The sequence below is a fragment of the Escherichia sp. 20412-1 genome (assembly GCF_003027595.1).
Classification (GTDB): domain Bacteria; phylum Pseudomonadota; class Gammaproteobacteria; order Enterobacterales; family Enterobacteriaceae; genus Escherichia; species Escherichia marmotae.
Genome location: NZ_PYQM01000039.1, coordinates 24402 through 37221, shown reverse-complemented (window position 1 = coordinate 37221; position 12820 = coordinate 24402). Strand labels below are relative to the sequence as shown.

Genomic DNA, 12820 nt, shown 5'->3' with positions numbered 1-12820 from the left:
CGTGGCTTCGAAATGGACTTCGCTGAACTGTTGCTGGAAGACTACAAAGCCTCCCTGAAATACCTCAGCGATCACCCGAAACTGCAGGGTATTGCCCAGCAGAACAGCTTTAAACATACCTGATAACAGGGCGTTATAATAATCTTTGCCCCGGTTTGAAAACCGGGGCATACGTTCATTAGCGCAATATTAATATTATATTGATTTTGTATTCATGGCGTTGTTAAGTTGTATCTAATATAAATCTTTCTAAAATCAAACAAAATGACGCCAGTAGATCATTTGTTTTGTATTAATCTCCTTACGTTGGTACTTTCGATTTTTTATTATAAATTCAATGCTCTTACACAATTTTCCTTCACATTTAATCAATTCCCCTGTCAAAATTGTTTAAATTTATTTGCCAATAAATTTGACTTAAGATGGCGGCGTGCTACATTAATAATCAGTAATATATTTATGTTATATTAAGTCAACTATGCAATCACAATATGGGAATTGTTTAATTGCGTACGCAAAACATAAATTTATTCTCACTATGTTGAATGGTGAATATCGCTGCTTTAATGGTGGTGATGTGGTTTTTGCGGATGCAAGCCAGATCTTGATTGATAAGTGTGTAGGTAACGTCGTATTAGTCACGAAGGACACACTTTCACTATTTCTCCCGATGCTCAAGGAGGAGACGCTAAATCTTTATACCTATAAAAAAGCTCCTTCGTTAGTTGTTCATCATTGTTCCAGAGAGATCCCTGTTTTTCAGGAAGTTGTACATCTTTCGCAAAATCAAGATCTCCGCTATGGTGAGATATTACGTAAAAGAGCATTAACATTTGCGTTATTGTCTATTTTTCTTGAAGATAAACAGTTTATACCACTGCTTATGAATATTTTGCGACCGAATATGCGAACGCGGGTTTGCACGGTCATCAATAATAATATTGCTCATGAATGGTCATTAGCACAGATTGCCAGTGAGTTATTGGTGAGTCCGAGTTTGTTAAAGAAAAAATTGCGTGAAGAAGAGACATCGTATTCACAGTTACTGACTGAATGTAGAATGCAGCGGGCGTTGCAACTGATTGTTGTTCATGGTTTTCCAATAAAACGAGTAGCCGTATCCTGCGGTTATAACAGTGCGTCGTATTTTATTTATGTCTTTCGAAACTATTATGGTATGACGCCGACAGAGTATCAGGAGCGAATAGCGCAGGGAATACTGAATGGTGACCCGATAGCAAGTTTTGTTGGGCAGGGAAATTTTTACAGTTCTGAACGCCATGCTGAAGGGATAAGACTCTGATTCTTTACTCAGACATAAAAAAAACCCGGCATAGGGGACCGGGAAGAGGATAGTCTGCCGTCTCCAGACTAATAAACCGTTATAACGCTCCTTGTTGACACGGGAAACTTTGTGCTCTCAGTAAATAAAATATAACTTTAATTGTCGATAATATCAGCCATTTTTTTATAAACATAAGCTATACGCTTTCTTAAAATATATTGCTGACGCATTTACTTATTAGTAATTAGCTGTTATGTACACTGCGTTATGGCTGGCTTTTGGTCCTACCAATTTTGGCAGTTTTGGCTCACGGAGTGAATCATTCATCATTTCATTTGTATACTGAAATTGTAATGTTCGTGGTAATGGAATATAAGGGCTTGTCATGGCACATGTTTGTTCGGTGATCCTCACCTGTCGCTCATTTGATATATACCATGAGCAGCAAAAACTATCTTTGTATAAAGATAGTATTCTACTGATAGAAAAAAATATGGCGGAGAGTTTTGACTTTAATGAATCAAATGTCCGCAGGCTGGATATTGATGAACGAATAATTACTCATTACTTACACAATGTCCGTCCACCGTTCCGGTGTTTAGGATTGCACAATAAAAAAAAGCTGTTAGTTAACATGACCCCACCGATGCCGTTGGTTACAGCAATATTCGATAGTTTTACTAAAGAGGACATTGCTTCAACGACATTAAATAATATGCTCTATTTCTCCTGCCTTTCGATGTTTTCACGAAATAAAGAGCTGATTCCATTCCTTTTTAATAGCATTAGTACCATTGCAGGAAAAGTTGAACGCATTATTAGCTTTGATATTGCCAGACGCTGGTATCTGCGTGATATCGCAGAAAAGATGTATACCAGTGAAAGCCTAATCAAAAAGAAGCTACAGGATGAAAACACCTGCTTTAGTAAAATATTACTGGCCTCGCGAATGTCGATGGCCAGACAATTGCTCGAGTTACGACAATTCCCGCTACCGATGATCGCAGAAAAATGTGGCTATAGCAGTACGTCGTACTTTATTAACACTTTCCGCCAGTATTATGGCGTAACACCACACCAGTTTGCGCAACAGTCAACAGGGACTTTTTCCTGACTTCATCTATCATTCGAAAGTCGGTCAGGATCTGCTTTACGCTTCATGTAAAAATCTTTTCCCATCCATATTTGCCGGGGGCACCGGCAAGTTCTCTTTGGCAGTTCGCAAACGGATATTAGTATTTTCAGGAGGAAAAGGTGCAGCATGTTTGGAGTTATTAAGCTGATTATTCATATAATTACGGGAATGCTGGTTTGTGTCGTACTGTTCAAGTTGATGACCAATGGCTGGAGTGGTTTCTACTTTCAATGCTGTTTGCTAAGTCTGGTATTCCTGATGGTTAGCTGGTTGTTGAGTAGTGAATGGTTGTCAGGAAAGAGTAAGGCAGAACATTCACGTTCAGCCTTACTCTCATTCATACGTTACGCTTTTTTAAAGCGGGCAAAGAGATGTTCCACAACGACGAAAAAGACGGGAACGAAGTAAATCGCCAGCACGGTTGCTGCAAACATCCCCCCCATAACGCCTGTACCGACCGCATTTTGTGCGCCGGAACCTGCGCCATGACTGATAACCAGTGGCAGTACGCCAAGAATAAAGGCCAGAGAGGTCATCAGGATCGGGCGTAAACGCATCCGCGCCGCTTCGATAATCGCCTCTACCGGTGTCTTCCCTTCTTTCTGCATCATCTCAACCGCAAATTCGACGATCAGGATGGCGTTCTTGGCTGAAAGCCCGATGGTGGTCAGCAAACCGACCTGGAAGTAGACGTCATTGCTCAGGCCGCGCAGGTCAGTTGCCAGTAATGCGCCAATAACGCCCAACGGAACAACCAACATCACCGAGAATGGAATTGACCAGCTTTCATACAACGCGGCGAGGGCGAGGAACACCACGACCAGTGAAATGGCATACAGCGCGGGTGCCTGGTTGGACGATAACGCTTCCTGATACGACAGCCCAGTCCAGGAGTAGCCGACGCCCGCCGGAAGTTTAGCCACCAGTTCTGCCATAAACTTCATCGCGTCACCGGTACTTTTTCCAGCAGCGGCCTCCCCTAAAATCTCCATCGACGGAATGCCGTTGTAGCGTTCCAGTCGCGGCGAACCGTAGGTCCATTCTGTTGAAGAATAAGCGGAAAGCGGTGCCATCGTGCCGGAGGCGTTGCGTACATACCACTGGTTGATGTTGTCCGGCAGCATACGGAACGGTGTTCCTGCCTGGACATACACTTTTTTCACACGCCCCTGGTTGAGGAAGTCGTTCACGTAGCTACTGCCGAAGGCGGTAGAGAGGGTCTGGTTGATATCAGACAGCTCCACGCCCATCGCTTCGGCTTTCGCGGCGTTGACGTTCACTTTGAACATTGGCGTATCTTCCAGGCCGTTCGGGCGAACCGCCGTTACCTGGTCAGGCGATTGTGCTGCCAGTGACAGCAACTCGTTTCTCGCCTGAGTCAGCTTTTCGTGCCCCAGGTTGCCGTTGTCCAGTAGTTCCATATCAAAACCTGATGCTGTACCCAGCTCCGCTACCGCAGGTAAGTTGAACGGGAAAATCACCGCTTTATTGATACTGCTCAGAGCCACCATCGCCCGCTGAATGATTGCGGTCACCGAGTTTTCCTCACCGACGCGTTCAGACCACGGTTTCAGGCTGATAAATGCCAGACCGTTGTTTTGCCCCTGGCCGCTAAAGCCGAAGCCGCCAACGGTAAACACCGACTGGACATTATTTTTCTCTTTTGTCAGATAGTAATCGGTTACTTGTTGCAGCACTTTAGTGGTGTTAACCATTGTGGAACCTGACGGTAACTGCGCCGTGGTCATAAATACCCCCTGATCCTCTTCCGGTAAGAAAGAGGTCGGTGTACGCAGGAACAGCACCGCCATCCCGGCACAAATCAGCAGGTATACCACCATATAGCGACCAGTGCAGCGCAACAGTGAGCGGGTACTGTCGGTATAGTGCTGAGTCGATTTCTCAAACAGATGGTTGAAGCGTTCGAACAAGGCGTTCGGTTTGTGACCGCCTTCCGGTGTGGCTTTCAAAATGGTGGCGCAAAGGGCTGGGGTCAGACTCATTGCCACAAACACCGAAAGCAACATAGAGGAGATCAGCGTAATGGAGAACTGGCGATAAATTTCCCCGGTTGCGCCGCTCATAAAGGCCATCGGCATAAATACCGCAGAAAGAACAACGGCAATCCCGACCAGCGCACGCTGGATTTGCCCCATCGATTTATGCGTCGCTTCTTTCGGTGGCAGTTTATCTTCCGCTATCACGCGTTCAACGTTTTCTACCACCACGATGGCATCATCCACCAAAAGCCCTATAGCTAACACCATCCCAAACATGGTGAGGGTGTTGATGGTAAAACCGACCGCCGACAAAATCGCAAATGTGCCGAGAATAACGACCGGCACGGCGATAGTTGGGATAATCGTAGCGCGAATATTTTGTAAAAACAGATACATGACCAGGAAGACGAGGATGATAGCTTCAACCAGCGTTTTGAAAACTTCCTGAATTGAAATTTTGATAAATGGTGTGGTGTCGTAAGGGTAAACCGTTTTCAGGCTGGCGGGGAAATAGGCTGATAATCGGTTTAACTCCGCTTTTACCGCCCGCGAGGTATCAAGGGCATTCGCTCCGGCAGCCAGCTTGATAGCAATCCCGGCAGCAGGTTTGCCGTTATAACGCGCCACAGTGGAATAATCTTCTGCCCCCAACTCGATGCGGGCAACGTCGCGCAGCAATACTTGCGAACCATCTTGCTGCACTTTCAGCAGGATTTTGCCAAATTCTTCCGGCGTTTGTAGACGCGTCTGCACAATGATTGAGGCGTTCAGTTGTTGGTCTGCCGCCTGTGGCATCCCCCCTAGTTGACCACCGGAAATCTGGTTGTTCTGTACCTTGATTTGGGAAATAACATCAGAAGGAACGAGACTGTATTTATTGAGTTTTTGTGGGTCCAGCCAGATACGCATGGCGTACTCTGACCCAAAGAGCTGCACGCTACCGACGCCCGCGGTACGGCTTAGTGGATCCTGGAGGTTAGAAGCCACATAGTCCGCGATATCGTATTGGTTGAGACTACCGTTATCAGAAATAAACGCCGCTACCATCAGGATGTTGCTGCTCGACTTATTAACGCTGATCCCTTGTTGCTGCACCGCTTCTGGTAACGAAGGCATCGCGAGTTGCAGTTTATTCTGCACCTGAACCTGCGCAATATCGGGCGATGTTCCCGTTTCAAAGGTCAGGGTGATGGAAGCATTGCCTGCCGCATCGCTGGTTGATGACATATACATCAGGCCATCCAGCCCATTCATATTTTGTTCGATCACTTGAGTGACCGAGTCTTCTACCGTTTGCGCATCAGCCCCCGGATAGGTAGCGCTGATGGTGATGGTCGGCGGCGCAATCTGCGGATACTGCGCAACCGGTAGGTTCATGATCGCCAGCCCACCCGCGAGCATCATAATAATGGCAAGTACCCAGGCAAAAACCGGGCGATCAATAAAATAGTTAGCCATGAAAGTCCCCTTAAGCCTGCAACGTTACTGTTTCGATTCGGTGCTGGCGTTTTCCTGGCTGGAGGAAATTGCGCGTGCTTTGATACCTGGATGAATGCGTTGCAAACCGGAAACGATCACCCGATCGCCAGCTTGCAAACCAGAGGTAACAACCCACTGATTTCCGATGGCTTTGGTTGCGTCAATTTCGCGTAACTGTACAACATCGTCTTTATCCAGAATGAGCGCCGTTGCTTTGCCCTGGGAGTTATGGGTAACGCCTTCTTGCGGTACTAACAACACATTCTGCCGACTACCTTCATCCACCAAAGCCGTGACGTACATACCAGGCAGCAAGTCACCATTCGGGTTGGGGAAAATTGCACGCAACGTGACGGAGCCGGTGGTTTCATCCACTGTCGGGTCGGAGAATTTCAGCGTGCCGGTCTGGCTGTAACGTTTGCCATTTTCCAGGTTAAGCTGCACTGGCGTACTGCCCTGAACCTGTTTGATTTGCCCACTGGCGACTTCCTCTTTCATGCGCAAAAAATCCTGCACTGATTGGGTGAGGTCGACATAAATCGGGTCCAGACGCTGCACGGTTACCAGAGAGTCTCCCTGATTAGCGGTGACTAATGCGCCGACGGTCACCGACGATTTTCCGCTGACGCCAGTAATGGGCGAGGTGACATTAGCGTATTGCAGATTGATGGTTGCCTGCTCAACAGCCGCTTTGGCGACGGCGACATTGGCTTCCGCTTCATTCAGTTGGGTGCGCGCGGTGTCGTAATCCTGGCGGCTGACATAGTTGGTTTTCAGCAACGATGCCTGGCGATTGAAGGTGATGCGGGCATTGCTGGCGGTGGAGAGGGCTTTCGCCAGCGAACCTTTCGCGGAGTTCAGCTCTGCCTGCAATGGAGCAGGGTCAATCTGATAAAGTGAATCCCCCTGGTTGACCTTATCACCCTCGATAAAGTTGCGTTTAATGATAATGCCACCCACCTGGGGGCGTATCTCGGCAACTTCATAAGGAACGGTTCTGCCGGGCAGTTCGCTCATCACATTGACCGAACCGGGGGAGAGCGTCACTACCCCCACTTCAGGCGTCATAGCGGCGGCATTTTCCGCCGATTTGTCATCGCAGGCGGTGAGCATCGCGCCGCAGAATAACAACGGTATTAACAGTTTTCTTTTTCTGTTCATTTTAGTCCCTGAAAATTCGTGAGAAATAACGGTTCTTTGAATTACGCGCGGGGAGAGGTATGAGGGATTTACAGACCAGCGGCATAATGCAAGCCATGGGGTTGTAAGCCAGCGAGGGAGCATGTAGGCAGAGCGACCAATATAGTGACGCGAATGGCAAAAAAAATGTTGCCGTTCTGCCGACAGTCTCTGCCTGCATCCGGGCAACGAAGGTTTCTACTGGTGGATACACATACCAGGGGAATAAGCTCGTTTTTGCTTCTCCTTTGGTTATCACCGGGAGTAATGGAGTCAGCATTTGCATCCCTCGTCATGCCAGCCATTAATTTCAGGCAATTATCGCTGGGCCACATCGACTCCTTATTTAGAAATAAGAAGAGATCCCCAGAGTCACGATGTCGCTCATACGTCTAAGTTTCAGCTTGTACATGATATTGAATTTCTGGATCTTTAATGTTTGTTGAGAAATATTCAGTGTTGACGTGATATTACTTTCATTTTTATTTTTCAGAATCAGTTGCATGATTTTGAATTGATTATGCGAGAAACATAATTGAGAATTCTTATGGGGCAAGTGTTTTCCATAGGTAATATCAAGCAGAGTGTTAATGCTTTCTTTGCGGCTGATAAAATAAATAGGTGACTGACTTTTAAGTTTACTGATGTGATAAGGTGCCAGAACAATGATTCTTTCGGCATCTAATTTCTCAAGAAACTTAATCGCTTCTTCATCAAGGATATGATTATGATAGGTATCAATGATCACCTTGAATGGTTTGTTGCCTATGCTTTTTATCTCTGACAGGGAGTTGATTTTTATCATTTCGTGATTATCTTTCAACTGCAAAAAGCCCTGTAAAAGAAAAGAATCCTTCGTCATGAGAAAAATCATAACTTGCTCCTTAGCCGTTATCGTTTCGAACATGTTGTCCTTTTCATTATTTACATCCATGTCCGAATATGGTGTTCAATATAGTAAACGCCTATAAGAACTTTGCCCTTCGTGAACTAATACGTCTATTAACACTAATCAAAACTTCAGATTTATCCATTACGTACTCCATATATTGATCCTAGGTAATATTCCTGGTTGTTATCAATTTGTGATTAGTAAACAGAATATTAACAGTTTGCAGGAATCTACCCAAGAATAAGTTATAATTTATCCGTTTGTGATCTCTGAAGAATATTACTAAAGTTAAAGCGTAATCCGATTTAAATATTGAGTCTCCTTGTTTCTATTTAAGCTGGCAATTGGATTGCCAGCTTTCTTTTAGTGCATTGATAGTGCAAAAACAAACCCCAGACTGTACCCATAGTATCGATGTTTATGGAACCTTCAGTTCACTTTCTCACAGCACTTCTAAAACATTAAACCTGACAACGAAAAATATCAGCCATGATAATGTTTGAAATGGCTAATTTGCTGCAAAATAAAGAAAAATATAAAATTTTCAAATGGTTGGTTTAATCGTTGTGTGATAGTTATTTCAACAATAGTACGTAATTTATCAAAGGAGTAATGCGGTGATGTGAATATTGCCAGGATCATAGTTATTATACGTAACTATGATCCTGGCTAAAAAATGGAGCAGAGATAGGTCTGCTAGTTATTATTTTTTACGAACAAACTAGCAAAGCTGAACAGGCTGGCAGCGCTAAATATCAGTTCGATCCCTACCAGGGTTGACACCAATGTCACAGAAACCATTGGCGTTGCGCCAAGGAAGATCCAGGCAATGACGATATCCAGCACGCCAATAACGAGTTGTAACCAACTGCCTTTCATTGAGCGCTGGCGATACCAACTCATCAGGCGAATAACCCCAGCGACACAGAACAATCCTGCAATAAACGCCGCAATGGCGAAAATCCCCAGTTCTGGTGCACGGATGAAGAAATAGCCGATCAATAAATAGGCTATCGCCACGAGGAAACCCGATAATACAGGCCAGAAATTATGACTGCGGTTGCTGAATAATCCAACAATAAGCGCAATACCCGAACAGATTAATAATACGCCAACGACTGTGCTTAGAATGTCGCCAGAAACAAACGGGAAACTGATACATAACAAACCGACGATAAACAGCAGCACGGCAATAAACTGGATCGCTCTGCGGTGCTTTTTAAGCATCTCCAGATCAAATTTTAAAATTGTTGCCTTATCTATATATAACATAGAACCACCCTATAAATTTAAGAAGGAAAACCCCTGCTATCAATCTATGCCAAAAATGCATCAGAGAATGCAGTTGATTTAATAAAAATTTCCTAATTACTGTGCTTGATGACTATGTAACCTATTGTATTATAATAAAAATATCTGATTTTGATATTTTGTCTCAACATGACATACCCAGAAAACCAGGTTATAACCTCAATGTCGAAATTGATTCGTGACGGCTCTTTCACTTTATAGTTGAGGATATTACGATGAAAAAAGTATTAGGCGTTATTCTAGGTGGTCTGCTTCTTCTGCCTGTAGTGAGCAATGCAGCCGATGCGCAAAAAGCAGCCGACAATAAAAAACCGGTCAACTCCTGGACCTGTGAAGATTTCCTGGCTGTAGACGAATCCTTCCAGCCGACTGCAGTCGGTTTTGCTGAGGCTCTGAATAATAAAGACAAACCAGAAGATGCGGTTTTAGATGTTCAGGGTATTGCAACCGTAACGCCTGCTATCGTTCAGGCTTGTACCCAGGATAAAAAAGCCAGCTTTAAAGATAAAGTTAAAGGCGAATGGGACAAAATCAAGAAAGATATGTAATTAAGGGAATGCGTTACATCGTATTTCCTTAAATATTGAACAGGCCGGAATACCTTGCGTTAAAAGCAGGTGATCCTCCTGTTCATATGTAAATTATTTATTGAATGGGTTGTAAAATGAATATTTCATCTCTACGTAAAGCCATTGTTTTCGTTGGCGCTGTAGCAGCTCTGTCACTGGTGAATGCGCAATCTGCACTGGCTGCTAATGAATCTGCTAAGGATATGACTTGTCAGGAATTTATTGACCTGAATCCAAAAGCAATGACACCTGTTGCATGGTGGATGCTGCATGAAGAAACAGTTTATAAAGGCGGTGATACTGTAACCTTAAACGAAACTGACCTGACTCAGATCCCTAAAGTGATTGAATATTGTAAGAAAAATCCGCAGAAAAATTTGTATACCTTCAAAGATAAATTGGCAAATGTCCTGCCGAATTAACAGGAATAAAGCAAAAAGGAGTAGCAAGTTGAGCCATCTTGCTGCTCCTTTTTGCGTTTTTATATGACTAGCGAATTCATTATTCGTTTGATCCTGGCCGCAATTGTTTGTGGTGCTATTGGCATAGAAAGGCAAATACGCGGCAAAGGTGCTGGTTTACGTACCCATGTCTTGATTGGTATGGGCAGTGCGCTGTTTATGATTGTGTCGAAATATGGTTTTGCTGATGTGCTGGCGTTCGACCATGTCGGGCTTGATCCCAGCCGTATTGCCGCTCAGGTCGTCACTGGCGTCGGGTTTATCGGCGCGGGGAACATCCTCGTTCGTAATCAAAATATTGTCGGTTTAACTACCGCTGCGGATATTTGGGTAACAGCAGCGATCGGTATGGTGATTGGCAGCGGCATGTATGAACTGGGGATTTACGGTTCTGTAATGACCTTATTGGTGCTGGAAGTCTTCCATCAATTAACCTTCCGCCTGATGAGCAAAAATTATCATTTGCAGCTTACGTTGGTGAACGGTAATACAGTGTCGATGCTCGACTGGTTTAAGCAGAAAAAAATAAAAACAGATTTAGTTTCGTTGCAGGAAAATGAAGATCATGAGGTGGTTGCTATTGATATCCAGCTTCATGCTACGACGCCGATAGAAGATCTGTTGCGATTACTAAAAGGAATGGCAGGGGTGAAAGGTGTTTCAATTAGCTGATGTTCATAATAGTTAATTCGACAGGAGTACCAGACTGGCACTCCCGTCGTATTTAATGATCGAGGACGATCAGTGGCGAATGATTAGCAGGATCGCTTAATACTGTAATATCCGCGCCGTAGAGCGTAGTTAGCGCCTGCTGCGTCAACACATCTTGCGGTTTGCCATTTGCGACAACTCTGCCTTTTTGCATTAATACGACACGGTCAGCATAACGGGCAGCAAGATTAAGATCGTGCAATACGCAGCAGACGTTAAATTGCCGTTCTCGAACTAACTGACGTAATAAACGAAATAGATGTTGTTGATGGTGAATATCCAACGCCGAAGTTGGTTCATCAAGAAATAACCATTTTGGCGAGGGTATTGCTTCCCAGAGTTGCACCAGCAGGCGGGCCAATTGCACACGCTGTTGTTCGCCGCCGGATAATTGCCGGTAGTCGCGGTTAGCTAACGACTGACAGTCACATAACGCCAGTATTTGTGCCGTTTCATCACCCTGATTACCGGTACGATAAGGATGTCGCCCCATCTGGATCACTTCTTGTACGCTGAATGGAAACGCCATATGGCTATTCTGACGCATCACGGCCCGGTGTTTCGCCAGTTCGGTAATTGACCATTCATTTAATGGCTTATTAAACAACCGGCATTCGCCGCTATCAGGTTGAAGATAGCCGGTTAGCTGGCGAAGCAGCGTGGATTTTCCCGCACCGTTAGGGCCGAGAATGGCAACAATTTCTCCGCCGGGAAAAGTCAGCGAGACATTGTCAGTCAGACGTCGCCCATGAAGGCTATAAACCAGGTTTTTGGCGCTGATCATGCGATCCTCCGGTTACGCAGAATCAACCACATAAAATAAGGCCCACCAAGCAGACTGGTTAATAATCCTACGGGCATTTCTGCTGGCTGTACCAGCGTGCGGGCAAGTGTGTCTGCCATCAGTAACAAACAGGCTCCGGCGAGGGCAGAGCAAGGGATTAGCCAGCGGTGATTCGCCCCGGTCGTCATGCGAATCAGATGCGGGATCACCAGGCCAATAAAACCGATAATGCCGCTTACCGATACCGCAGCACCAACCAGCAGCGAGCTAATCAACAGTAATTGTTGGCGTTTACGCTTTACGTTCACGCCGAGGTAATGGGCTTCTTCATCACCAAGTTGCAGCAAATTCAGCGTCCCGGCGAGACAGGTTGTTGCCATAATGGCTGGCAGAATGAATGAACTGGCGACCAATAATGTCGGCCATTGCGCCTGACCGAGATTGCCCATCATCCACAACGTGAGTTGTCGTAGCTGCTGCTCATCGCCTATATAGCTCAGTATGCCGATCGCCGCACCGCACAGGGCGTTGATGGCGATCCCGGCGAGTAACAATTGCATCATGCTGCCATCGCGATGGCGCTGTGTGATGAGAAAAATGACGGTGCAGACCACTAAACTTCCGGCGATGGCAAACACCATTTGCTCATAGAGCACCAGCACCACAGGGAAGGAAAAGGGCAGGACAATTGCCACGCCAACCATTAATGCTGAACCGCTACTGACGCCGAGTAATCCTGGGTCAGCCATGGGGTTGCGAAAAAGCCCCTGCATAATTACCCCAGCGGTTGCCAACGCTGCGCCTACCAGCACTGCCAGTAAAACGCGTGGCAGGCGAATATTCAGCCAGATATCGCGGTATTCCTCATCAAGAAGGGCGCTAAAGCTGATTTTTAACGCTCCCTGACTGGCACCGAACAGCACCAGGGCAAGCAATAATAGTGATAGCTCCATAAAGACACTGGCGGAAGAAAATGAATCCTTGAGCACGTAAAACTCCGTTATGACGTTGCGG

Annotated in this window: 13 protein-coding genes; 6 read left to right on the top strand and 7 right to left on the bottom strand. The window is 45.5% G+C overall.

Annotation, left to right across the window (positions count from 1 at the left end; genetic code table 11):
- The 3 genes from C7B16_RS25395 to gadW all read left to right on the top strand — a co-directional run.
- On the top strand, nt 1-123 hold a 123-nt coding region (locus tag C7B16_RS25395), incomplete at its 5' end, for a hypothetical protein (protein ID WP_001684489.1).
- Nucleotides 124-478: 355 nt separating this feature from the next.
- Complete coding sequence (gene gadX / locus C7B16_RS19605) at nt 479-1303, top strand: DNA-binding transcriptional regulator GadX (RefSeq protein WP_001191824.1); 825 nt, start codon at nt 479-481, stop codon at nt 1301-1303.
- Between the two features lie 367 nt (nt 1304-1670).
- Nucleotides 1671-2399, top strand: a complete 729-nt coding sequence (gene gadW / locus C7B16_RS19600; protein ID WP_000951549.1) for an acid resistance transcriptional activator GadW — start codon at nt 1671-1673, stop codon at nt 2397-2399.
- A 36-nt stretch (nt 2400-2435) separates the two neighbouring features.
- Here gadW and C7B16_RS24640 read toward each other — a convergent pair whose 3' ends face one another.
- From C7B16_RS24640 to hdeD, 5 genes are all read right to left on the bottom strand, one after another.
- Entirely contained in the window at nt 2436-2651 is a 216-nt protein-coding gene (locus C7B16_RS24640) for a hypothetical protein (RefSeq protein WP_032141470.1), read from the bottom strand.
- A gap of 113 nt (nt 2652-2764) precedes the next feature.
- Entirely contained in the window at nt 2765-5878 is a 3114-nt protein-coding gene (gene mdtF / locus C7B16_RS19590; protein WP_000024856.1) for a multidrug efflux pump RND permease MdtF, read from the bottom strand.
- Between the two features lie 24 nt (nt 5879-5902).
- Complete coding sequence (gene mdtE, locus C7B16_RS19585; RefSeq protein WP_306173773.1) at nt 5903-7012, bottom strand: multidrug transporter subunit MdtE; 1110 nt, start codon at nt 7010-7012, stop codon at nt 5903-5905.
- 412 nt (nt 7013-7424) lie between these two features.
- Nucleotides 7425-7952 carry an acid resistance transcriptional activator GadE gene (gadE, locus tag C7B16_RS19575; protein ID WP_000576682.1) on the bottom strand — a complete coding sequence of 176 codons (528 nt, stop codon included), beginning with the start codon at nt 7950-7952 and terminating at the stop codon, nt 7425-7427.
- A 714-nt stretch (nt 7953-8666) separates the two neighbouring features.
- Nucleotides 8667-9242 (bottom strand): acid-resistance protein HdeD, encoded by a 576-nt coding sequence (gene hdeD / locus C7B16_RS19570; RefSeq protein WP_000965682.1) that lies wholly within the window; start codon nt 9240-9242, stop codon nt 8667-8669.
- A gap of 254 nt (nt 9243-9496) precedes the next feature.
- On the opposite strand from hdeD, the gene hdeA reads away from it, so the two are divergent.
- The 3 genes from hdeA (at nt 9497) to C7B16_RS19555 (ending at nt 10983) form a co-directional block, all read left to right on the top strand.
- Nucleotides 9497-9829 carry an acid-activated periplasmic chaperone HdeA gene (gene hdeA, locus C7B16_RS19565; protein ID WP_000756548.1) on the top strand — a complete coding sequence of 111 codons (333 nt, stop codon included), beginning with the start codon at nt 9497-9499 and terminating at the stop codon, nt 9827-9829.
- 116 nt (nt 9830-9945) lie between these two features.
- Nucleotides 9946-10272 (top strand): acid-activated periplasmic chaperone HdeB, encoded by a 327-nt coding sequence (gene hdeB, locus C7B16_RS19560; protein WP_001517295.1) that lies wholly within the window; start codon nt 9946-9948, stop codon nt 10270-10272.
- Nucleotides 10273-10335: 63 nt separating this feature from the next.
- Nucleotides 10336-10983, top strand: a complete 648-nt coding sequence (locus tag C7B16_RS19555; RefSeq protein WP_010381017.1) for an MgtC/SapB family protein — start codon at nt 10336-10338, stop codon at nt 10981-10983.
- Between the two features lie 52 nt (nt 10984-11035).
- Here the strand turns inward: C7B16_RS19555 and C7B16_RS19550 are convergent, their stop codons facing one another.
- Entirely contained in the window at nt 11036-11806 is a 771-nt protein-coding gene (locus tag C7B16_RS19550) for a heme ABC transporter ATP-binding protein (RefSeq protein WP_001517293.1), read from the bottom strand.
- Entirely contained in the window at nt 11803-12795 is a 993-nt protein-coding gene (gene shuU, locus C7B16_RS19545) for a heme ABC transporter permease ShuU/ChuU (RefSeq protein WP_219906386.1), read from the bottom strand. Before shuU ends, C7B16_RS19550 begins: the two co-directional genes overlap by 4 nt.
- Between the last annotated feature and the right edge of the window lie 25 nt (nt 12796-12820).

What these genes read in the sequence shown, in the direction of transcription:
- mdtF (WP_000024856.1), bottom strand. Translation starts at nt 5,878, where the DNA reads ATGGCTAACTATTTTATTGATCGCCCGGTTTTTGCCTGGGTACTTGCC.
- hdeD (WP_000965682.1), bottom strand. Translation starts at nt 9,242, where the DNA reads ATGTTATATATAGATAAGGCAACAATTTTAAAATTTGATCTGGAGATG.
- gadX (WP_001191824.1), top strand. Translation starts at nt 479, where the DNA reads ATGCAATCACAATATGGGAATTGTTTAATTGCGTACGCAAAACATAAA.
- hdeA (WP_000756548.1), top strand. Translation starts at nt 9,497, where the DNA reads ATGAAAAAAGTATTAGGCGTTATTCTAGGTGGTCTGCTTCTTCTGCCT.
- gadW (WP_000951549.1), top strand. Translation starts at nt 1,671, where the DNA reads ATGGCACATGTTTGTTCGGTGATCCTCACCTGTCGCTCATTTGATATA.
- hdeB (WP_001517295.1), top strand. Translation starts at nt 9,946, where the DNA reads ATGAATATTTCATCTCTACGTAAAGCCATTGTTTTCGTTGGCGCTGTA.
- C7B16_RS19555 (WP_010381017.1), top strand. Translation starts at nt 10,336, where the DNA reads ATGACTAGCGAATTCATTATTCGTTTGATCCTGGCCGCAATTGTTTGT.
- gadE (WP_000576682.1), bottom strand. Translation starts at nt 7,952, where the DNA reads ATGATTTTTCTCATGACGAAGGATTCTTTTCTTTTACAGGGCTTTTTG.
- C7B16_RS19550 (WP_001517293.1), bottom strand. Translation starts at nt 11,806, where the DNA reads ATGATCAGCGCCAAAAACCTGGTTTATAGCCTTCATGGGCGACGTCTG.
- mdtE (WP_306173773.1), bottom strand. Translation starts at nt 7,012, where the DNA reads ATGCTCACCGCCTGCGATGACAAATCGGCGGAAAATGCCGCCGCTATG.